This is a genomic window from Vibrio sp. 1727 (assembly GCF_033344415.1).
Lineage (GTDB): Bacteria > Pseudomonadota > Gammaproteobacteria > Enterobacterales > Vibrionaceae > Vibrio > Vibrio alginolyticus.
Map to the genome: position 1 here is coordinate 91,438 of NZ_JAWPOT010000019.1, position 21,867 is coordinate 113,304.

General features: G+C 47.0%; 24 protein-coding genes. 9 read left to right on the forward strand and 15 right to left on the reverse strand.

From position 1 onward, the window contains the following. Positions 1-74: 74 nt before the first annotated feature. The 5 genes from R8O10_RS17905 to R8O10_RS17925 form a co-directional block, all read right to left on the reverse strand. Positions 75-500 carry a VOC family protein gene (locus tag R8O10_RS17905; RefSeq protein WP_017634369.1) on the reverse strand — a complete coding sequence of 142 codons (426 nt, stop codon included), beginning with the start codon at positions 498-500 and terminating at the stop codon, positions 75-77. Positions 501-675: 175 nt separating this feature from the next. Continuing rightward, positions 676-1,161 carry a VOC family protein gene (locus R8O10_RS17910; protein WP_005374344.1) on the reverse strand — a complete coding sequence of 162 codons (486 nt, stop codon included), beginning with the start codon at positions 1,159-1,161 and terminating at the stop codon, positions 676-678. A gap of 139 nt (positions 1,162-1,300) precedes the next feature. Continuing rightward, a complete protein-coding gene (locus tag R8O10_RS17915) occupies positions 1,301-1,630 on the reverse strand; it encodes a DUF4144 domain-containing protein (RefSeq protein ID WP_017634368.1) in 330 nt (109 codons plus the stop codon). A 10-nt stretch (positions 1,631-1,640) separates the two neighbouring features. Continuing rightward, on the reverse strand, positions 1,641-2,177 hold the full coding sequence (locus R8O10_RS17920) for a DUF924 family protein (protein WP_318191593.1): 537 nt from the start codon (positions 2,175-2,177) through the stop codon (positions 1,641-1,643). A gap of 69 nt (positions 2,178-2,246) precedes the next feature. Then, a complete protein-coding gene (locus R8O10_RS17925; protein ID WP_206949211.1) occupies positions 2,247-4,094 on the reverse strand; it encodes a M3 family metallopeptidase in 1,848 nt (615 codons plus the stop codon). A 276-nt stretch (positions 4,095-4,370) separates the two neighbouring features. On the opposite strand from R8O10_RS17925, the gene R8O10_RS17930 reads away from it, so the two are divergent. After that, positions 4,371-4,733: a hypothetical protein gene (locus R8O10_RS17930; RefSeq protein ID WP_222716881.1), complete on the forward strand. Its 363-nt coding sequence runs from the start codon at positions 4,371-4,373 to the stop codon at positions 4,731-4,733. A 70-nt stretch (positions 4,734-4,803) separates the two neighbouring features. On the opposite strand, the gene R8O10_RS17935 is transcribed toward R8O10_RS17930, so the two are convergent. Beyond that, on the reverse strand, positions 4,804-4,977 hold the full coding sequence (locus R8O10_RS17935) for a hypothetical protein (protein ID WP_202600834.1): 174 nt from the start codon (positions 4,975-4,977) through the stop codon (positions 4,804-4,806). A 234-nt stretch (positions 4,978-5,211) separates the two neighbouring features. Between R8O10_RS17935 and R8O10_RS17940 the strand changes: the two genes are divergently transcribed. From R8O10_RS17940 to R8O10_RS17950, 3 genes are all read left to right on the forward strand, one after another. After that, on the forward strand, positions 5,212-6,354 hold the full coding sequence (locus tag R8O10_RS17940; RefSeq protein ID WP_222716882.1) for a sugar diacid recognition domain-containing protein: 1,143 nt from the start codon (positions 5,212-5,214) through the stop codon (positions 6,352-6,354). 158 nt (positions 6,355-6,512) lie between these two features. Further along, on the forward strand, positions 6,513-7,865 hold the full coding sequence (locus tag R8O10_RS17945) for a GntP family permease (protein WP_017634362.1): 1,353 nt from the start codon (positions 6,513-6,515) through the stop codon (positions 7,863-7,865). A gap of 16 nt (positions 7,866-7,881) precedes the next feature. Further along, complete coding sequence (locus tag R8O10_RS17950) at positions 7,882-9,018, forward strand: glycerate kinase (protein WP_213880278.1); 1,137 nt, start codon at positions 7,882-7,884, stop codon at positions 9,016-9,018. Positions 9,019-9,113: 95 nt separating this feature from the next. Here R8O10_RS17950 and R8O10_RS17955 read toward each other — a convergent pair whose 3' ends face one another. Further along, positions 9,114-10,550, reverse strand: a complete 1,437-nt coding sequence (locus tag R8O10_RS17955) for a PLP-dependent aminotransferase family protein (RefSeq protein ID WP_318191594.1) — start codon at positions 10,548-10,550, stop codon at positions 9,114-9,116. Between the two features lie 92 nt (positions 10,551-10,642). Here R8O10_RS17955 and R8O10_RS17960 point away from each other — a divergent pair, with 92 nt between their 5' ends. The 3 genes from R8O10_RS17960 (at position 10,643) to R8O10_RS17970 (ending at position 12,640) form a co-directional block, all read left to right on the forward strand. Then, on the forward strand, positions 10,643-11,542 hold the full coding sequence (locus R8O10_RS17960; RefSeq protein WP_017634359.1) for a DMT family transporter: 900 nt from the start codon (positions 10,643-10,645) through the stop codon (positions 11,540-11,542). Positions 11,543-11,608: 66 nt separating this feature from the next. Then, a complete protein-coding gene (locus R8O10_RS17965; RefSeq protein ID WP_318191601.1) occupies positions 11,609-11,896 on the forward strand; it encodes a hypothetical protein in 288 nt (95 codons plus the stop codon). 153 nt (positions 11,897-12,049) lie between these two features. Further along, positions 12,050-12,640, forward strand: coding sequence for a prepilin-type N-terminal cleavage/methylation domain-containing protein (locus R8O10_RS17970; RefSeq protein ID WP_318191595.1), 591 nt, complete (start codon positions 12,050-12,052; stop codon positions 12,638-12,640). 37 nt (positions 12,641-12,677) lie between these two features. Here the strand turns inward: R8O10_RS17970 and R8O10_RS17975 are convergent, their stop codons facing one another. The 5 genes from R8O10_RS17975 to R8O10_RS17995 all read right to left on the reverse strand — a co-directional run bounded on the left by R8O10_RS17975 (position 12,678) and on the right by R8O10_RS17995 (position 15,552). Then, positions 12,678-13,205, reverse strand: coding sequence for a GNAT family N-acetyltransferase (locus R8O10_RS17975; protein WP_054575248.1), 528 nt, complete (start codon positions 13,203-13,205; stop codon positions 12,678-12,680). A gap of 33 nt (positions 13,206-13,238) precedes the next feature. Beyond that, the gene (locus R8O10_RS17980; protein ID WP_025768769.1) at positions 13,239-13,706 is read right to left on the reverse strand and encodes an HAD family hydrolase; all 468 of its coding nucleotides are present in this window, start codon (positions 13,704-13,706) and stop codon (positions 13,239-13,241) included. Between the two features lie 117 nt (positions 13,707-13,823). Then, positions 13,824-14,294 carry a GNAT family N-acetyltransferase gene (locus R8O10_RS17985; protein ID WP_025768770.1) on the reverse strand — a complete coding sequence of 157 codons (471 nt, stop codon included), beginning with the start codon at positions 14,292-14,294 and terminating at the stop codon, positions 13,824-13,826. 1 nt (position 14,295) lies between these two features. Next, positions 14,296-15,027: a glucose 1-dehydrogenase gene (locus R8O10_RS17990; RefSeq protein WP_318191596.1), complete on the reverse strand. Its 732-nt coding sequence runs from the start codon at positions 15,025-15,027 to the stop codon at positions 14,296-14,298. Positions 15,028-15,036: 9 nt separating this feature from the next. Then, complete coding sequence (locus R8O10_RS17995; protein ID WP_025768771.1) at positions 15,037-15,552, reverse strand: GNAT family N-acetyltransferase; 516 nt, start codon at positions 15,550-15,552, stop codon at positions 15,037-15,039. 270 nt (positions 15,553-15,822) lie between these two features. Here R8O10_RS17995 and R8O10_RS18000 point away from each other — a divergent pair, with 270 nt between their 5' ends. Together R8O10_RS18000 and R8O10_RS18005 are read left to right on the forward strand one after the other, a co-directional pair. Then, complete coding sequence (locus tag R8O10_RS18000) at positions 15,823-16,917, forward strand: NapC/NirT family cytochrome c (protein ID WP_005374302.1); 1,095 nt, start codon at positions 15,823-15,825, stop codon at positions 16,915-16,917. Between the two features lie 22 nt (positions 16,918-16,939). Beyond that, the gene (locus tag R8O10_RS18005; protein WP_203345500.1) at positions 16,940-19,387 is read left to right on the forward strand and encodes a trimethylamine-N-oxide reductase 2; all 2,448 of its coding nucleotides are present in this window, start codon (positions 16,940-16,942) and stop codon (positions 19,385-19,387) included. A 70-nt stretch (positions 19,388-19,457) separates the two neighbouring features. Here R8O10_RS18005 and R8O10_RS18010 read toward each other — a convergent pair whose 3' ends face one another. From R8O10_RS18010 to thiM, 3 genes are all read right to left on the reverse strand, one after another. Further along, positions 19,458-20,183, reverse strand: coding sequence for a phosphatase PAP2 family protein (locus R8O10_RS18010; protein WP_318191597.1), 726 nt, complete (start codon positions 20,181-20,183; stop codon positions 19,458-19,460). Between the two features lie 210 nt (positions 20,184-20,393). Continuing rightward, positions 20,394-21,008: a thiamine phosphate synthase gene (gene thiE / locus R8O10_RS18015; protein WP_005374296.1), complete on the reverse strand. Its 615-nt coding sequence runs from the start codon at positions 21,006-21,008 to the stop codon at positions 20,394-20,396. Between the two features lie 61 nt (positions 21,009-21,069). Next, a complete protein-coding gene (gene thiM / locus R8O10_RS18020) occupies positions 21,070-21,861 on the reverse strand; it encodes a hydroxyethylthiazole kinase (RefSeq protein ID WP_318191598.1) in 792 nt (263 codons plus the stop codon). Positions 21,862-21,867: the final 6 nt, after the last annotated feature.

The window sequence follows — 21,867 nt, forward strand, 5'->3', positions numbered from 1 at the left end:
TATGTTCTTACTTCAATAATTATTTTAGAAGTTAACCTTGTTATTTTCAGAATATAACAAGGTTTTTTACTCGCTTACTCATCAATCACTTGAGGTTTTAACTCGACGACATTTCCTTCCGGATCATGTATATAGAGTGATCTACCGAACCCTTGTGCGCCATACCGCTTCGCAAACTCTTCGGTTTCAATGCCGCGCGCACGCAGATATTCCAGTAATTCATCCTCGGAAAAAGGCGCCAATTGCAGGCAAAAATGGTCAATATTACGACCATTTTGAACTGGTGGCTTACCGCCGAGTTGGCCCAATTCGCTGTCTACCGTCACTACATCAATCAATGCGTTACCTGCCCTAAGTTGAGTTAAACCAAGTTCCGTTACTTCGCGTTCGACAGGGCAGCCCAAAATGTCTCGATAGAAATGCAACATAGCATCGAGGTTACAGGTCCTTAAAACAACATGATCAAGCGCTTTGATGGCGATTGGATTTTTGGTGGGCATGCTTCACTCCTTTTTGCATTGTGTTGAGGTAAGTATAAAGTGACCTTAAAAGTGGTGAGAGAAATGATCAAATTCCAGATGTTTTTTTGCTAGAGCGAGTGCAGAAACACTGCAACTCAAAGCAAACAAAAAAAGGCTAGCGTATTGCTAGCCTTTTGGAATATGGATGGGGCTATTACTCGTAATCAGAAGCGTAAGTTTCTTCGTAAGTGTGTGAGTAAAGCTCGAATAGGTTGCCGAATGGGTCTTCTAGGTAAACCATTTTCGCAGGCTTATTATCGTCTTCTGGGTGGTAACGCATGATGTCCATGCGAACTTTGCCACCTAGTGCTTCGGTGCGTTTGATAGCACCTTCAAAATCGTCTGTCTGCAAACAGAAATGGAAGATACCGATGCGAGAAAAATCCACTTCATGGCGCTCTTGACGCTCTTTCATTTCGAATAACTCAAGGCCGATGCCATCACTTGTCACAAGGTGCGCAATGTTGAAGCCTTTAAAGCCTTCCCCAAAGACCGCAATACACATTCTGCCAATTGCCGTTTCGCGTTCTTCAATCACTTTCGTGTTGCCCATAACGACTTTTAGACCTAGCGCTTGCGTGTAAAACTCAACCGCTTTGTCCATATCTCCGACCATAATACCGACATGATTCATTTTCATTTGTTTGCTCCCAACATGTGTGTTTGAACGTTGTCTTGTTTCGATGTGGGAGAGTATATGGTGTGATGTTGATTACATAAAATTATCATAAATTATAAAAATGATAATTTTGTTTAATGATTTGCATGTTGGGATTGAGTTAGTGAGCTAAGGCCTCAACAGCTTGCCTCACCGAGGTGAAATGAATCTTGATAATGCACCGTTGCGCGAGGCTGAATTCATGCGATTGGATTAATGACGTAACCTCTTCTACGGAAAGCGTTCGTTCTTTTAGATGTAAAAGAGTGGTGTTCGAACCATTGTTTTTCAATTCAAACGTGTTGCCATTTGAGTCGATAACGTAATCATCTTGCCCAAAAATGAGGGCTTCGCATTCAGAGTCTAAGTCGGACTGGGAATGCGTGTAGATCAGCTCATCGTCGCCGTCTAGTTTTAGCAAGCATGGCCAACATACTGCGTGGTCTCTCATGGTTAACTCATTATTCATTGTTATTTAGAAACTTCAAAAACGCTAACTCTTCGGGAGTGCTCTTTCTTCCTAATATCACATTGCGATGAGGATAGCGCCCAAACTGGTCGATGATGGCTTTGTGTTTTAGCTCAAAATCGTAGTTATTTTCAAGCCCTGATGCGCGGAACAATTTTTCAGCTTCGACATGAATGAGGCGAGATTCGCTGTGCATAAACGGCATGTACAAAAAACTTAGCTGCTCAGGCGCTAATTCTTTGTCGTGACCTAACCGAATTGCCTCTTGAGCCAATGCTAATGCGAGTGGGTCTTGTGCAAACGCTTTTGGGGTGTTGCGATACACATTACGTGAAAACTGGTCGAGGACGATGATTTCGGCCAATCGTCCTTGTGTGCTGTCACGCCAATTAAACAGTTCACAACGAGCCGCTTGTTCTAATACCGAGGCAAATCGCGATGTAATACGCTTGTCCAGTTCTGGGTTGTTTTCAAACCAATTTTGGGGCGATAGCTCCTCGAACCAAAATTTGATGACTTCTTGGTACATGGATCTTCCTTCCTATTGCATTAGCTAAAGAATAAAAAGCCAGAAGGCGAGCTCCTGGCTTTCTGCGTGTTATCGACCGTAAGTCTCTACGATGTAATGTTCAAAATCGTCACACATTTGTTCGTCAGAGATGGTGTTGCTTGCCAGCTCTTTACTGCCGTCGACGACTTTAATCGCGGCGTTCAGTGAAGCGACTGGTACTCGCTCTCGCGTCGCAAGTGAGTCGATTTTCTTCTGCTGCACTTCCCATGCCTGTTCTGGTGACAGGTTACACACGTCTGCAAGGTATTTGGCATTGAAGCCTTCGCCAGTCAGGCTGACAATGGTTTCGTTGTGCGACAAGTGATTACCTGCGTGCCAGTAGTGTTTTGCCAGCAGTGGGCCAATTTCTGGGTTATCCGTTAGGTAACCAAACTTCTCAAGGAAGTATGCACGGGTCTGGTACACCGCCATGTGCGCGAGTAGGTAACCTTGATACGCACAAGCCGCTTCGTCGGATAGCAAATGTGGAATCGCCATCAGTGGGCGAGGGCTGCATTCCAAACCAAGGATCTGTTTTTCACAATCGCGAGCCAGCTTAGTGATGCGTTCTGGCGTTAACTCGTCATCGCTCAGTTGATATAACGCGCGTTCAAAGTACGGCACAACCAAGATGCTACGTTCTTCATAAGCTTTGAATGGCTGACGACTGTTGATCATCGCTTGAATAATCTCATCAGGAACCGAATTCCCTTCATCATCCAGTGCGTATTGTTTTAGCCAATCGGCATCGGTTAACAGGCTATCACAGAACATCGACTGAGTTTCTGCATAAGCCATTGACGTTGGCGCAAACTCCTGCGAGAAACAAGGCGCGTTCATTTTTACGTTCGCAAAGTGTGCTGCGTGGCCGCCTTCGTGGAACAGCGTGTTAATGCCATCGTAGCCACTGCCCACTTGGTCTGGTTTGGCATTGCTGGTGAAGTTCACCTGCGCTGCGACCCACTCGCCTTGATTATAGAAAGAAGGGATAGGGCCGTGGCAGAACCCATTCGGGTACTTACCTTTGCGATCTAGTAAATCCAGCGTTAGCGTCGCGCCAGAGTAATCAATATTTAGGCGACCAAATGATTCTACCCAGCGTCTCAGAGATTTTGAGAACGGCACGTATGGGTCAAGGTCACGCATAACGTTACCCGCGAATGAGTAAACAAAGTTGTAGCCTGCTAGTGCGCTTGCGCCTTTCTCTTTCGCCAAGTTTTCTAAGCTGTTTAGGTGCGCATCTCGCGTGCGTTGTTCGAAATCTTCCAAAATCTCGAATAGCTGCTCAGTGCTCATCTTTTCCGTTTTTTGCACGGAGTAATCAAAGAAAGTCGCATAACCCAGTGAGCGAGCGAACTGGTTGCGCAGTTTGATCAGTTCAATAAAGCCGTTTTGCAGTAGCCATTGTTCAAGGTTCAGCAACGCTTGATGAGCCGATTGGCGAACTTCTTCATGATTGCTGGTGCGAATGGTTGAGCTTAATACTGGAAGTGAACCTTCTACTTGCTCGCCGTTCTCATCGGTAAATGTTTGTACGTGGTTCTGTTTTTTCTCGAAGAGCTCAGCTTCAAAGGCAATGAGCTGATTTTTCAACGCTTGTGCTTTTTCGCCCTCGATAGCGTGAGATTCAAACATCGCCAGCCAACCCGAAAGACCTGTAATGGTTTGTTGTTTCTCTTGTGGGTCGGTAATTGAGTCCGCGGCTTCAAGCTGTTGTTTGATGGCAGTAATTTGCTCGGCGTTGCTTAAAAAGCTTGTCCATGCCGTTTGTGCTTGCGTCGAGCCATCGTGGTCATCGCTGATCCCCATGTAAGTTTCCCAAAAGAAATCTTCTTTGGTGCGGTGAATCGCAAGGTAACGTTGATTGAGGTCGTTGAGGTAATCCGTTGCGGTCATTTTGATCCTTCAAATGGTTTCGTTATGTAGACAGTTGATTATTGCACGCTTGGTCGCGAGAAAGGAACGCTAATCTCATTTGTCGATTTTGCATCGCGTAAAGGTGATTTTACTATTTGTTTACATTTGGGTGAGTTAATAGGAGTTATGAGCTTGCAGTGTTAAGACTGGTATGGAGTTTACAGTTTATTAAGTAATTAATCTGCGGTGCGCTATCGATGATCCTTATCAGGTGTAATAAGATTTCCATATCGTGGCGATACAGTTGGAAACGATATGATAAATAAGACAAAAGTTACGTTATTGGCGGTAGGTACGATTTTAGTTGGATGTTCCACAGTCGCGCCACCAAGAAATGATGCGGTTGAAAGCATTCAACAAAAGTGTTCTGTGAGTTTAAGCAATGATGTTGCGGGCGATCAGCGCTGGCAGACGTACAACGGCTTGCTTGTAGAATATGCCGTGCATGGCGTTAAGAGTCAGGCACAACTGGAACGTTTTGAAGCGTTTGTGCAGAGAGTGCAAGATGATGAGTCTGGACAGTTAGTTACAGAGTTGATTGAGGTCACCGACTGGGGATGCTCAAACGGCAATTATCTAGAAGAGATGAGCTTGTTTATTCAAGAAGTTCAGAAGTAAAAAACCGAGCGTTAAGTCGCTCGGCTTTTCTGTTTGTGGAACGCTTTTTTGCGCTGGTTCGTCAGGACGTTTACTCCTCTGGATACTCGCCCATACCTTGCGTTTTACCTTCCGCTTTCCAATGCTCTCCAGGGGCAAATGCTTCATCGCATAAATCTACGGTGTAGCCCATTTCTGTGATTTCCTTCAAAGTGAGGTTATCTGCAATTTTTGCGACTTCACCCGATTTATTCCGTAACTCCATGTTGATCTCTCCTCTGTAGGTAGACGAGTGGCATCAATGCACAGTGAAGAATGCATTGGTAACCTTTGTTCTAAGTATATAACCCGCTGCTAAAAATGAAGGTTTAATCCACTTTTTAAACATGGTTAATTGGATAATGCTTTGAGCTGCTTCCGTTATTTAGAACCGCAGCATCGCGATAGTTTGCCATTTGTGATTTATTGAGTGATTAAACGGTCAATTTGGAAACTCGAAATGGTGATTCTCGACCACGCTTTAGCACAACAAATTGTTGATCGAACCATGTCCATCATTGGTCACAATGTGAATGTGATGAACTCAGCAGGCATCATTATTGGCAGTGGCGACCCTAAACGTGTTGGGCAAGTGCATGATGGCGCGGTACTGGCGCTGAATCATGGCGATTCGCTAGAGCTCAATGAGCAGCAATGTTTGACGTTGCAGGGTGTCAAACCCGGTATCAATATGTTGTTGAAATTACATGGCGACGTGGTTGGTATTGTTGGTGTCACAGGCGAGCCGGAGAAAATCCGAGATTTTGCAAAACTGGTTAAAATGACCGCTGAACTGACAATCGAGCAAGCCGCGCTGGTGGAAAAATTTCAGTGGGACAGACGTCATCGCGAAGAGTTTATTCTGGCTTGGATCAATGGGAAATTGACCGATGAAGAGCTGAAAGATTGGGCGATGCGTCTTTCTATCGATGTTACTCAACCACGGGTGGCAACGGTGATTGAAGTCTCGACGCCGTCCGCCTCGAAAAGCATGAAGAGTGTGCGCAATATTGTTGAGCTGCTTGAATACCCAGAGCGTAACAACCTAGTTGCGATTGTCTCAGTGAATGAAATTGTGGTGTTGAAACCGTGTCATTCCGCCAATCAGTGGGATAGCCAAGTTGAAAGTGAGCGCATTGATAAGTTGATGTCGCGTTTAAGCGATCACGATTCGCATACGTTTCACATTGCGCTAGGGCAGCTGTTTAATGAGCCTAAAGATGTCGCGTTGTCATACCAAAGTGCGAAGCAGGTATTAGCTATTGGCAAGCAGTTCTACCCAGAGAAACGTAAGTACCTGTTCGATGAACTTCGTTTGCCTGTTTTGTTAGCGCCGTTGGCGGATATTTGGCAAGGTGAACAAATTATTGATGGTGTGAAACGGTTGAAAGAGAAAGACAAATCTGGGCAATTATTGAAAACCCTAGATGCACTGTTTGAATGCAATGGCAATGTAACAGAATGCTCTAAAATGCTGTTTATTCACCGGAACACTCTGCGCTATCGGTTAGAGAAAATCACCGAAATAACAGGGCTACCAACAACCAATTTTGTGGGGTTAGCGGAGCTTTATATTGCGACTCGGCTCTCAAAAATGTCGTGATGTTGTGCATTTGCACAATACGCGTTATTTTTTGACCACATCATTTGTCACTCCGCCTAAAGGAATTCGAAAGCAAACGATTAATAATTCATGCGTCCCTACATGTTGAGTGAGCCAACACGGACTCGCTCAGCAAAATAAGAATAAATGGAGTTATCATGAACCTTATATTAATCCTGCTTGGGGTGATCGCATTTATTGTGCTCACGACCACCAAATTCAAATTACATCCCTTTTTAGCGCTGATCATCGCGGCGTTCCTTGCGGCATTTGCTTACGGCTTACCGGCAGATAGCATTGCCAAAACCATTGCTTCTGGCTTTGGCGGCATCCTTGGTTACATTGGTTTGGTTATCGTTTTAGGTACCATCATCGGTGTTATTTTGGAAAAAAGTGGTGCGGCGATCACCATGGCCGATACGGTCATCAAAGTGTTGGGTGAGCGTTTCCCAACATTGACCATGAGCATCATCGGTTACATCGTTTCTGTTCCAGTATTTTGTGATTCAGGCTTTGTCATTCTGAACTCGCTCAAAGAATCACTCGCTAAGCGTTTAAAAACCTCAAGCGTTGCGATGAGTGTGGCGTTGGCAACTGGCCTATACGCAACGCACACGTTTGTGCCGCCAACTCCTGGCCCGATTGCCGCTGCGGGTAACTTAGGCCTGGAATCTAACCTTGGTTTAGTGATTGGTGTGGGTGTGTTTGTTGCAGCGGTTGCGGCGTTAGCGGGGATGTTGTGGGCGAACCGATTCCAACATGTTGAACCAGATGGCATTGAAGCCGCAGAAGAAATTCAGCAAGACTGGCAAGCACTCAAAGCGTCTTACGGCAAATTGCCAACGGCGAGCCAAGCATTCGCTCCTATTTTTGTTCCTATCTTATTGATCTGTTTTGGCTCTATCGCGAAATTCCCAAGCCTACCGCTGGGCGAAGGTTTTGTGTTTGATGTTCTGACTTTCTTAGGGCAGCCACTAACGGCATTGGTGATTGGCCTGTTCCTTTCTGTTCGCCTACTCAAATCAGACAACAAGATTGAAGAATTTGGCGAGCGAATCAGCCAAGGTATTACGGCTGCTGCGCCTATTCTTTTGATTACCGGTGCGGGTGGTGCATTTGGCGCGGTATTAAAAGCCACGCCGCTAGGTGAATACTTAGGTACGACGCTATCGGCGCTGGGCGTGGGTATTTTCATGCCATTTATCGTTGCGGCTGCGCTAAAGTCGGCGCAAGGTTCATCAACGGTTGCATTGGTGACCACATCGGCTTTGGTTGCGCCTATGCTTACGCAATTGGGGCTCGATTCAGAAATGGGCCGCGTATTAACGGTGATGGCGATCGGTGCTGGTGCGATGACGGTTTCTCATGCAAACGACAGTTTCTTCTGGGTAGTTTCGCAGTTTAGCCGCATGTCGGTGGGCTTAGCGTACCGCGCGCAAACCATGGCTACGCTCGTTCAAGGTGTCACGGCAATGGCATTGGTGTACATTTTGAGCCTCGTTCTCTTATAAGTCTCTGGAAATACGTATGAAAGTGGTAATTGCACCTGATTCATTTAAAGAAAGCTTAACCGCCAAACAAGTGAGCGAGGCGATCAAAACAGGTCTTGCTCGCGTATGGCATGATGCTGAGTTTGTTACGGTTCCGGTCGCAGACGGTGGCGAAGGCACGGTTCAATCTTTGATAGATGCAACTCAAGGCGAACAAGTCTTCACAACAGTGACCGCGCCATTAGGGAATGATGTTGAAGCGTTTTATGGCATTCTCGGCGACGGCGAAACCGCGGTTATTGAAATGGCGGAGGCCAGTGGTCTGCACCTTGTGCCGAGTGATGCTCGCGACCCAAAACTGACCAGTAGCATTGGTACTGGACAGCTGATCAAACACGCGCTAGATAGAGGTATTCAACGCTTAATCATTGGTTTGGGCGGCAGCGCTACCAATGATGGTGGCGTGGGCATGTTGACCGCGTTGGGGGTGGCGTTTCTTGATGAATCTGGTCATGCAATTACCCCAAATGGAGGCGGGTTAGCGGCGCTTGCGTCCATCGATATTTCTGGTCTTGACCCTCGTTTAGCAACTTGCGAAGTGTTGGTAGCGTGCGATGTTGATAACCCACTCTGTGGTGACAAAGGCGCGTCGGCTATCTTTGGCCCGCAAAAGGGAGCGACCGTATCAGACGTTACTCTGCTCGATAACGCATTGCGCAAGTTTGGCGAGTTGACGGAACAAGCGACGGGTATGCATGTACTGACTCGTGAAGGGGCGGGTGCTGCTGGTGGTATGGGCGCGGCCTTGCTCGGGTACACGCCAGCACGTTTGCAACCGGGAATTGAGATTGTGCTTGAAACGGTCAAACTTGCTCAGCATGTTGCGGATGCGGATATCGTATTTACAGGCGAGGGTCGAATCGATCATCAAACCGCACATGGCAAAACGCCGATGGGCGTTGCTCAGGTCGCCAAGCAGTGTAATTTACCAGTCATTGCATTAGCAGGCTGTGTGGGCGACAACTATCAGGCGGTTTATGAGTGCGGCATTGATGCGGTGTTTGCTTGTGTACCAAGGGCGATGAGCTTACCTGAGGCCATGAAAGAGGCCGACGTCAACGTTGCTAACTTAGCCGAAAACGTCGCGAGAATGTGGCAAATTAAGTCGCACTGAAGGCGATGACGATATGAAAAACTCCACCTTTGCGTGGAGTTTTTTGTTGTTACGTGTTTGCGTGTGTAGGCATAAGTTCATTTAGCAAGAGCGAGTTAACAGGCATGCTTTGCTATCAATTTTGCCAGTGTTTGCATCGCTTGACTCCAATCGGTTTCATGACCAAAGTTTGCCACGCTGAGGCGTACGCAATGCCGATATTGCCCTTGAGTGCCAAATACGGTGCCGGGAAGTAGGCTGATTCTGTGCTTATTGCATGCTTGATACAACGCATAGCTGTCCGTGTCTTCGGGCAGTCGCAACCAAAGTAAGAACGAGCCTTGTACGGCGTTGATCTGGTATCGATTTTTTAGAGGTTCGTATTCATCCAAGTATTGATGAAGCATCTGGATAAATCGTCGCATGTTGTTTTGATAAACCCGACCCATTCGCGCAGTATGCGTTCGATACTTGCCTGACGTTAGAAACGTTGCCACGGCGGATTGCATCAGGTTCAAACTGCCCATGTTCTCACACAGTAGATATTGCTCAATTTGATCTCGATATCGCCCCGCCAACATCCAACCAATTCTCAAACGCGAATCGAGCGTTTTGGATAACGAATTTACGTAAATTACGCGTTGCTTGTCATCGAGCAATCTCAAGCTTGGCAACGGCTTATCATAACTTAACCCGCCAAACACATCGTCTTCGATAATAGGAATATTGCCGGACGCCAATAGTAATTGTTGACGCTTTTCTAGCGGCATCATGGCACCAGTTGGATTGGTGAAGTTTGGCGTTACGATGATCGCTTTTATGTCCCATGTCGCCATTGCTTTTGCTAAGGCTTCGGGGCACATACCGTCGCGTGGGCAACTCGGAATTTCCACCACTTTGAGGCCGAGTGATTCTAGCATCAATAAGTTGCCAAAATAGCAAGGGGACTCCACCGCGACGATATCGCCTTTTTGTGTCGTTGCGCGCAGCGCTAGGCTAATGGCTTGTTGCGCGCCGTGCGTCACCATGATCTCATCCAACTTGGCTGGCGTGCCCAAATCTTGTGTGATTTTCGCTAGTTGTTTGATTAAGAGGTGATCACCGGGTGGTAATTGGTAATGGCTCGGTACATGCGTTTGCTGGCGGCTGTGGCGGCCGATCTCGGCGTACAAGCTTTTGATCGCGGGGGAGTCAATGTTTGGGTGGGCAGAACCGGTAGGCAAACGCTCTTGGTATTCAGGATAAGTAAGGATTTCTTTGCAGATCGAGAGCAAATCCACGCGAGTCGGATCCGGAATTGAGCGAGAGGTCGGCAAGGCGACTTTAACTCGATAACCCGATTTGGGAACCGAGTAAACCAAGTTTTGTGCTTCCAGCTCTTGATACGCACGAATCACGGTATTTTTACTGACGTTTAATTCTTGGCTCAACGAGCGAATGGAGGGCAGTCGATCATCCGCCTGATAAACGCCAGCATTGATGGCTTGTTTGAGGTGTTTTTCCACCACGAGGTACTTATTCCCTTCACCGCTTTCCAATAAATCTGTACCCATAAAAACACTTCCATCTGTCACTTTTTGAAAACACTGTACCTAATTACATTAGCAGTATCTCAAAACATAAAACAAGCGTGAGTGAGGCGATCATGTTAATCCGAGCCATCCCTTTTGTATTTGTCATCCTTTGGGCTTCTGGATTCGTTGGTGCGCGTTTTGGTTTGCAATATGCCGAGCCAGCGACACTACTTTCTATCCGTATGGCATTCAATGTCTTATTGTTTCTGGTTCTTGTGGCGGTATTGCGTAGAAGGTTGCCGACAGGAAAAGATTTTTGGCACAGCTGTGTAGTTGGTGCGTTGATCCACGGTTTCTATCTGGGCGGTACTTATTTCGCTATCGCCTTGGGTATGCCTGCTGGGTTGAGTTCGTTGCTGGTGGGTATTCAACCGATTTTAACCGCGGCTTTACTGGTGGCGTTTGTTCGTGAGGAATTTAAACCCTCGCAATGGTTGGGTTTGGCTCTTGGTTTTGTCGGTATCGCTATGGTGTTGATGGGCAAAATGGAGTGGCAATCCGAGCAGCATAAAGTGTTGGCCATTGGTTTGTGTTTGTTGGCTTTGGTTGGTATCACGCTAGGGACGCTGTATCAGAAAAAACATTGCCAACAAGTGGATATGGTGGGTGGTGCGACGGTGCAATATTTGGCCGCGCTCGTCATGTTTCTGCCCGTTGCGATGCAGTTTGAAACCATGCAAGTGCAGTGGGAACTGGAGTTTATTTTGACTGTGTTGTGGTTGGTCGTCGTGCTCTCTTGTGTAGCTATTCTACTGCTGCTGTACATGGTTAAGAACGGTGCTGCATCGAGCGTAGCTTCTGTATTCTACCTAGTGCCGCCAACGACGGCGATTCAGGCTTGGCTCGCGTTTGGAGAGTCATTTGATTGGATGGGGATTTCTGGTTTCGTACTGGCAGCTACGGCGGTGTATTTGGTGGTTAAAAAGCCGGATCTGACGATAAAGAAATCGATTCAAACAGAATATACCTAAATTGGCTAGGGACATTTGCGTATCAGTGGGTACAATCTGCTTCATCTTAATCCGTGGAGCAGAATGATGAAGGTAAAGCCAGATCGAATGACCGCCATGCGTAGCATCATCGAGCAAGTAAAAGCGGAACTACCAATTTATGAACCAGAAACGTTTGTATGTGGACCAGAAGGGCAGTGCATTGGCTGTCCGAAGAAATTGTTGGAAATGGTCGATTCAGAAGTCACTTATTGGGAGTCAGCCATGGAGCGCGGCATTGTTCCGCAGTTCGATGAGATTCGTCGTTTTGGCAAAATGTGCACGAATGTTCGTCGTGGTCTGGTGCGAAATAATGTGTCTTTACTCAGTAACTAGAGAGTAAAAACCGTCTAATATCTGACACATAGCGTCGTTTTGTTACACTGCTCTTTGGCTGCTGTTCTCAAGTTTGCGTGGTGTTTGTCTCTTCTTACCCCTTAAGCCTTTAATCGTAAGAAATTGGCGATATATTGGCTCGGTCTCACATGGATGTGGGGCTATTGTCTTGGGCTAGTTGAGATAAGAAACGTGAAATCAAAGGGATTTACGCTGATGGAAATCACCATAGTGCTTACCACTTTGGCTTTCATCGCATTAGCTGCTTTACCAGTACCACTCGATATTCATCGCCAAGCATACGCTGCGATGCTGCACAGTTCTCAGTCTTCTTTGGGTACGGCTCTCAAGTTCTTCCATGCTCAATCAGTGATTGATAACGCTTACGGCCAAGAGCACGTTCACTACATTGACCGACATGTCAAAACACGCAAAGGCATGCCAGAAGCGAGTGCCGATAGTATTCGAGCTTTGTTAGAAATCGATCTACCAGCCAGAGGTTATTCGAAAATTGACGTGCCGTGCAAAGGCAGTGATTTTTGCATCATCGGTCAGCAGCACCCAAACAGTGCTCATTTTGTCGCGATTCCTGATTATCAGTTCTTAGATAAATCGGGAGTTGATCGCGTTGTGTACATTTGGCCGCAAGGTTACACACTGGCAGAAGAGGCATGCTATTTCTACTACGTGAATCAAGCCTCTAACGATTCAATTGTTCGAGGGCATGTGACGCAAGGGTGTTAACCCCGAATAAGTGTTGCGAACAACGGTTATCGTGAGTCTACAAATCTGGGCTTTTCGAACGGCTTTGCGCTTTATACAATATCATTTTTTGACTCATCAAGACTTTACCATTTGGCAAGGTCACTTCCCCAAGTTCCCCCTGATGTTCAAATCCAAACCGTTCATACAAAGCAATCGCTGGTGTGTTGGTTTTGTATACGTAGAGTGCGATTTGGTCGTAACCAAATTCCCAACCACGTGCGATCGCGACAGCCAACAGTTTTCGCCCCAATCCTTTGCCTCGGTAGTTTTTGTCGATGTGAATACCAAGAATACCGACGCGAAGGCGTTGCTCTCTTTCGTAACCGCACATCTCAGCTGGGTAGATTTCAACACTACCGATAAGTTTTTGGCGGTCAAACGCGACAAACTGAGGGATGGACTCGTTTTCCACACGTTGCAGGATTCTGCGAAGCGTTGCGTTATCGGGTGCAGGAGAAATCAAAAATTCCCCTTCGGAGTACACTCGATTCCACAGCGCGGTGAAGCGCGCGATATCGCTCACCTTGATGGATCTGATTTGCATTCATCTTCCTTGATTAGTGCAGGTTAGTAACGGTTAGGGGATAAGCTCAGATAAACAACGAATTTGGTTAGGAATGGCTTCGGCTGGTGCATCAGCGCCCGTTGGGTTAAACCAAATTGTGTTTACGCCCGCTTTCATCGCAGGGTAAATATCTTTGTGAGGTAAATCGCCAACCATGGTTATTCCACTCACGTTAACCCCTAACTGTTTTGCGATGGCGAGATAAAACTCAGGTTGGTTTTTAGCGATGCCGAGGTTGGCAAAACAAAAATAGCCATTTAAGTATTGGTCTAAGTCGACGCGAACAAATGCACGCTGAACCTCTTCCATGTTGGAATCAGATGCACTGGTCGCAATGTAGATGGGATGATTTTGGGAAAGTATTGCCAGTGTTTCTCTGGCTTGAGGAACTGCTTCTACGTGTTCCCAATCGCACATTTTTCCTTGTGCCTCAGGGAAATCTACCATCAAGGTGTTCCCCCAATCGAAAAGATAAATCATGTTCGAATCTCCTTATCCGCACATCATATCGTCTTTTTCTAAAATTAGGGGGTAAATTGCATCGATAAATACGATTTAGGTGGGTTTAGTCGTGAAAGCGCTTAATTGTCGTTATCGTTACAAATGTTTCAGCATAATGCGTGAGTTAGTTTTAAAACCTTGATTATCGTAAAAGCGCTGTGCTGGCTGATTGAATTCCATCACTTCCAATCGAATTTGTGTGGCATTGGCGTCGCGCGCCCATTGCTCACAGGCTAGGAGCAGTTGGCGGCCGATTCCTTGCTGCTTTTGCGCTTCATCGACAACAATTGTTCCCACGCGACAAATTGGGTCTTTGATCAGAAAACTGACGGTGTCGTTTTGGGTGATCATCGCGGTTAAGAAGCCGAGAATTTGCTGTTCGCGTTCGGCAATCAAAAAGAGTCGCTCTTTGTTCTCTAGTGCTTGTGCAAGAAATTCTCGATCAGCTTCTGATGGCGCAACAAAGGCTTCTGGCGCATTCGCAAAATGCAGTGAATTAATTTGAAAATTAAGCTGAAAAATTTCGTCTAAATCATCGGGAATCGCTTGTCGGATATGGACTTGCATTCTATCTGCCCCCTGCAATATCGATAAATGATCCTGTGATGTAAGAGGCTTCGTCACTTAATAGCCAAGCGATCGCATTTGCCACTTCTTCTACCGTGCCACCGCGTTTAAGAGGAATTTGAGGGCTGAGTCTATCTACTCGGTTTGGCTCTCCGCCGTCGGCATGCATATCAGTGTAGATGAAACCAGGTCGAACGCCATTGACGCGAATATTGCGCTCTGCCAACTCTAGCGAGAGCCCTTTAGTTAAGGTATCCATCGCGCCTTTTGATGTGGCGTAATCGACATACTCAAATGGCGCGCCTGAGCGCGACGCTCCAGAGGAGACATTCACAATTGCACCGCCTGCACTGAATCGCTTCGCCGCTTCTCGACAGCAGAGAAAACAGCTATTCACATTGGTGTTCATTACTTTCTGAAAGCGTTCCAATCTGATTTCTGACAAAGGCGATTGAGTAAATAGGATGCCAACGTTGTTGACCAAGTGCGTCACTGCACCAAATTCACGTTCTGTTTCATCAAACAAGGAGAGCACTTGCTTCTCATCGGCTACGTCTGCGGCGATGGCAATCGCTTTGCCACCGTTTGCTTGTATTTCTGCCACAACTTGGTCGGCGGCCTCTTGCTGAGTGCGGTAATTAACGCAAACGCGATAGCCTTGCCCGGCCAGCTTTTTCGCCGCTGCGGCTCCAATGCCTCGGCTTGCGCCGGTAATGATGACTACTTTATTCAAAATACGTCCTTATTTTTGTAGTGAGTAGATTTTATCGGCGTAGGGTTTGCCACCAATTTGGTATGCGTCTGGAATGACCTCAATGAGTTCGAAACCACATTTTATCAGGACACGTTCTGACGCAATATTGCCTTCAGTGACCGTCGCGGAAAAGTGGTTGATGTTATGTGTCGAGGTTGCCCAATATAGAAGCGCTTGAAGAGTTTCTGTTCCAAACTGTTGGCCATGAAATTCCGGCAAAAGTAAGTAACCTACCTCTGCCTTACCGTTTTCAATAGCAAAGCCAGTGATGCCGATGGGTTGTTCAGATTGCTTATCGAGTATTACAAGGCAAAGCCAATGCTGGCTATTTGGGGTCCATGGTAATAATCGCGAAGCAAATTTTTCTCTTATTTCTGTTTCGCTGGGACGATCGAAACAGAGCGCAATAACCTCTTGTTCGGAGAGTAATCGTTGAAAGAGTTCCCAGTCACTGGCTTTGATGGGTCTTAATTGGCTTCTGTGCGTCTCGATGTAAACTGACATGCGTGTCCTTACTGCATCAATGTGGAGATTCAGTCTCTCATCCTTTTATCTGTTTAATCAAATAGTTGCATTCATAAAAGTGATTTATGTGGTGAATAGTTGGTTGGGTAATGGATTATTGCCATATATTCATCTTTGAGATGTAAATAACAAAATTTCATACTTGAGGCATACAGAGCAACACGGAAATGATGTGGATCAAGAGAGGACTACCCATAAAGTAGTAATTTGCGACCTATAATTACATTTTATTTGGAAGTGTTGCTAATTATGTCAATAAAAAAACGATATGTTGCACTGCTGGTTGCTGCCGGCATTGGTGTGGGCTGGTTAACTTTGGGGGGGAGTGCGGCAGTAATGCATTACACCTCAGATACTGAATTTTGTCTCTCGTGCCACTCTATGGAAACCCCTTACAAAGAGTACCAAGGCTCAGTGCACTTCAGTAATGCGAAAGGCATTCGCGCGGAATGTTCTGACTGTCATATTCCTCAAGAACCAATGGATTACCTGATCACCAAAATTCGCGCGTCGAAAGACATCTACCATGAATTTGTGACAGGTAAGATCGACACGCCAGAGAAATATGAAGCACATCGTAAAGATATGGCTGAAACGGTATGGGCTCAGTTCCGTGAAAATGATTCAGCGACGTGTCGTTCGTGTCATGATTTCGATGCAATGGAAGAGTTTGAGCAATCACGTGATGCGGCGAAGATGCACGCTTACGCGAAAGCAAACGATCAAACGTGTATCGATTGTCATAAAGGTGTGGCGCACTTTGCACCAGAAGCAGAGCTAGACAGCAAGGCATTTGAAACGTTGATGAGCTTCACCACAAAAACATCACCTAATGCCAAGGTTGTTTACCCTGTGACTGAAATCGCAATGGGTGAGATGGGTAAAATTAACCCAACGACGAAGTTGGAAGTAATCAGCTCTGAAGGCGACAACCGCACTGTTAAGTTGAACGCATTCCAAATGAAAGGCGCAGAGCAAGTGCTTTACATGGGAGAAGGTCAACGTGCCATCGTAGCAACGCTAACAGAGCAAGGCCAACAAGCGCTTGAAACTGGTGAATTTGAGGCAGATGTTTACGGCAACGAATGGCGCGCGGTTTCTCTAACTGGCGCTATTGATTCTCCAGTTGTTGACACGCTTGAACCAGTATGGTCATACGCAGAAGAGTTGGACAACGTTTACTGTGCAACTTGTCACGCGAAAATTCCTTCAAATCACTTCACAGTGAATGCATGGGGACCGGTAGCGAAAAGTATGGGTGATCGAACTGATATTTCAGCCGAGAACCTAGAAATTCTAACCAAGTTCTTCCAGCACCACGCGAAAGATGTGGTTGGTCACTAACGATAAATAGAAGGATAAGATTATGACTAATATGACCCGTCGCGGATTTCTAAAAGGCACTGGTATGGCGGCTGGTGCAATGGCATTCACTTCATTTGCACCTATGTCTGTTGCTTCTTCTAATGCTCGCGGCAAAGGCATTCTAACGGCGGGCCGCATGGGCCCAATGCTGTGTGAAGTGCAAGACGGTAAGCTGGTTTCAACCACGAACGCATTGCCACAAACGGTACCAAACAGCCTACAAAGCACCGGTCCTGACCAAGTGCACACTAAAGCGCGTGTTAAGTACCCAATGGTTCGCAAAGGTTACTTGGCAAACCCATCGTCGCCAGAAGGTGTGCGCGGTAGTGATGAGTTTGTGCGTGTGTCTTGGGATGAGGCTTACAAGCTGATCCACGAACAGCACATGCGAATTCGCAAAGAATATGGCCCGGCTTCTGTGTTTGCTGGTTCTTACGGCTGGCGTTCAAGTGGCGTGCTGCACAAAGCACAAACCTTGCTGCAACGTTACATGAGCATGGCGGGCGGTTATTCAGGCCACTTGGGTGACTACTCAACGGGTGCTGCGCAGATCATCATGCCGCACGTTGTGGGCTCTATCGAAGTGTACGAGCAACAAACCACGTACCCAGTGGTACTAGAGCACAGTGATGTGGTTGTGCTTTGGGGCTTAAACCCAATCAACACCCTAAAAATCGCGTGGAGCTCAACAGACTGTGCTGGTCTTGAATTCTTCCATCAATTGAAAAAATCAGGCAAGACGATCATTGCGATTGACCCAATTCGTTCTGAAACCATCGAGTTCTTTGGCGAGAATGCGGAGTGGATTGCTCCTCACCCAATGACCGACGTGGCAATGATGATGGGTATCGCACACACCTTAGTGAAACAAGGTAAGCACGATAAAGCCTTCCTCGATAAATACACCGCAGGTTACGACAAGTTTGAAGCGTACCTGATGGGCGAAGAAGACGGCGTAGAAAAATCAGCAGAATGGGCATCACAAATCTGTGGCGTACCTGCGAAGCAACTTGAGCTACTGGCTGATATCTTCAGTAAAAACCGCACCATGCTGATGGCTGGTTGGGGCATGCAGCGCCAACAATACGGTGAGCAGCGTCACTGGATGCTGGTTACACTGGCAACAATGTTGGGTCAAATCGGTTTACCGGGCGGTGGTTTTGGTTTCTCTTACCACTATTCAAACGGTGGTAACCCTGCTCGTGATGCTGGCGTACTTCCTGCGATTTCGGCATCGCTGGGTGGCGGCTCTTCTGCGGGGAACGACTGGGCGGTGTCTGGCGCGGTGCAAAGCTTCCCTGTGGCGCGTATTGTCGAGGCGTTGGAAAACCCAGGTCAATCCTACCATCATAACGGTCATGAACTGACGTTCCCGGACATCAAGATGATTTGGTGGGCAGGTGGTGCGAACTTTACTCACCACCAAGACACCAACCGTCTGATCAAAGCGTGGCAAAAGCCTGAGCTGATCGTGATTTCAGAGCCTTACTGGACGGCGGCTGCGAAGCACGCGGACATTGTTCTGCCAATCACCACATCGTTCGAGCGTAACGACTTAACGATGACGGGTGACTACAGTAACCAACACTTGGTGCCAATGAAGCAAGTGGTTGAGCCGCAAGGTGAAGCGCGTAATGACTTCGATGTATTCGCGGACATGGCCGAGATGCTAGCTCCGGGTGGCCGTGACGTATACACCGAAGGCAAAACTGAAATGGAATGGCTGTACGGCTTCTACAAGGCGGCGCAACACGGTGGCCGTGGCTCTCGCGTAGCAATGCCGAACTTCAGCAAGTTCTGGGAAGATAACCAACTGATCGAGATGAAGTGGAACGAGAAGAACGCACAGTTTGTTCGTTACGCAGATTTCCGTGAAGACCCGATCATGAATCCACTCGGTACACCAAGTGGTAAGATCGAAATCTTCTCGAAAACCATTGAAGGTTATCAGTTGGAAGACTGTCCTCCACACCCAACGTGGATGGCACCAACCGAGTACACTGGCAATGCAAAAGACGGCGAGTTGCAGCTAATGACCGCGCACGCAGCGCATCGTCTACACAGCCAGTTTAACTACGCGAAGATTCGCGAAGAGTACGCAATTGCAAACCGTGAACCTATTTGGATTCACCCTGAAGATGCGAAAGCGCGTGGTATTAAAACGGGCGATTTAGTTCGTGCGTTTAACAACCGTGGCCAAGTATTGGTTGGTGCAGAAGTGACTGACCGAATCAAGCAAGGTTCAGTGTGTATTCATGAAGGCGGCTGGCCGGATCTGGATCCGAAAACCGGCATTTGTAAGAACGGCGGTTGTAACGTGTTAACGTTGGATATTCCGACCTCTCGACTTGCAAACGGCTGTGCGGCGAACTCGGCACTGGTTCGTATTGAAAAATACACTGGCCCAGAATTAGAACTAACAGCGTTTGAACCACCAAGAAATGGTTAGAAAAAAGTAGCGTTTTAAAGCAAGAAGCCAGCGAATCGCTGGCTTCTTTTTTATCTAGTAATCGTTCACATTAGCGCGAAGCGAGAGAAACAAATGGCATCTGTTTCTTAATTTGAAATGTCGGGAGTAAAGTAAATACAATCGCGACAAACAAGACTGAGCCTATTAAATCTTCAGGGCGATGCATCCCCAACCATAAGCGGCTATATGCGACGCTCATTCCCCACATCCCTAATGACAGTGCAGAGATATAGCACTTGTTCTGTAAGAACAACCCGCCAAAGAAAGCCAAACAAATCGAAACGAAAATCGTATGGCCGGATGGGAAAGAATAGTCTTTCTCGCCTTGCCAATGGCGCGTTCGCCAATCACTGACGTGTTCAGAAATCTGGTTAATTACGTTGGCTTGCTGCTTTGTATCCAACTGATAAAACGCGTCTGGGTGCTCAATCAATTGTTCTGCTGCGAGCAATTCCGTGTAGGGACGCGGGCTTTCTGTCATCAGTTTTAGCCCCGTTTTGCTGGCAAAACCAATCACCAGTAACAACCCTAACATTGAGAGTTTTTGTATCCACTCAATGCGACTTGGTTTAAAGCGAAATAAAGAAAGCAGTAGCAGTGTTAACGTAATTAAAAAGCCTTTGCTACCAGCAGAATCTGTGAGCAAAGTAAAAGTAATACCCAGACTTTCCGGCACCTGTGAAGTGAGATTGTGATAAGAGCCAAACAGCGACATTGGGATGATGCCAAGAACAAACAAGGCGAGCATCATCAATCCATATTTTTTGGTTTTCATTGAGAGCGTTTTGTTTTTATTGAGGGTTATTCAACCACGTGAAAATAAGGGGCTTATCTTACGTTATCTGGCGTGAAAAACTTATCAACGCTCTGTCAATTCGAGCGTGAAAGTGACATTGCAGCTCTTCGTTGTGAAAGGAGAGGTTGTTGAAAGTACTGAAAGGCAAACGCGCTCATCCATAAGCGCTTTGTTCAGGCGTGAGCAAGGTTAGCTCATCAACCCTAATAAATATTCCGATGCGGCTTTTGGATCTTCTGCGTGGCAAATCGCTGAAACCAAAGCTAAGCCATGAACACCAGTGGCGCTGAGTTGCGGAATGTTACTTTCGTTAATGCCGCCAATGGCAACAATCGGCAGTGAAGTCGTCTCTAACGCCATCTTCAAGCCATCAATACCCCAGAACTTCTTGGTGTTGGTTTTGGTCGGCGTCGCGAAGATTGCGCTCAAGCCGATGTAATCAATCGGAAGAGAGTCCGCTTCTGCAAGCTGCTCTTCATTTTCGATGGATAAGCCGAGGATTTTGTTTGGTCCAATCAACTCACGAGCGATAGTTGCGGGCATGTCTGATTGCCCGAGGTGAACCCCATCGGCATCAACTGCCAGTGCAACATCAACGCGGTCATTGATGATCAAAGGCACATTGGTATCTTTAAGGATGTCTTTCACGGCTTGAGCACGTTCGATAAACGCACGCACATCGCCGTGTTTTTCGCGGACTTGTACCATGGTCACGCCACCTTCCACGGCTTTTCTCACAACACGCTTTAGTGTGGCTAAATCTTGTTGGTCATCGGTGACCAAATATAAACGATAGGCGTTCATTTTGTTTCCTTTGGGCCTCTCATCTACAGGGAGTGAGAGGCCGGTATTTGTTAGAGAAAGCTTAACTCACTTGGAGTTTTAGGCGTTTTGCCAGTGTTTCTTCATCCAGTTGGTAAAGCTCATCCAACAGGTTCATTTGCAGACTGCCTGGCCCTCGCGCTTGCTCAGCCGCAATTTCACCCACAACGCCCAGTACCGCCGCGGCAGCAAGTCCGGAGTGATCACCAACAGCAGCGAAAGCACCCGTCAGTGCCGTTAGTGTGCAGCCCATTCCGGTTACGTATGGCATCATCTCGTGACCGTTGTTTAGCTGCACAGTTTGCTCTTTCGTGATGATGTAATCAGTCTCGCCAGAAATCACCACACTTGCACCATACTCTGAAACTAAGAAGTTCGCTGCGCCAAGTGCTGCGTCGCTGCTGTCTAACGCATCGACGCCTTTGCTTTGTGCTTGTTCGCCAGCGAGACCGATGATTTCTGAGGCGTTACCACGAATGATCAACTTGTCGGCAAGGCGTGCGATCTCACGTGATGTCTCGGTACGTAGTGAGCTTGCTCCGCAACCGACAGGGTCGAGTACAACGATTATACCGTTGGCATTGGCTTGCTCTACGGCATAGCTCATGCGCGGTGTCCAAACGCTGTCTAGGGTACCGATGTTGATAACCAGTGCGCCAGCGAACGACATCATCTCTGCCATCTCTTGTTTGGAGTGCGCCATGATTGGAGAAGCGCCGATCGCTAATAGTGCGTTTGCTGTGTTATTCATCACCACGTAGTTAGTGATGTTGACGACTAACGGCTTTTGCTGGCGTACTGCGGTTAATGCTTGGGTGATTTGTTCAATTAACATGAGACT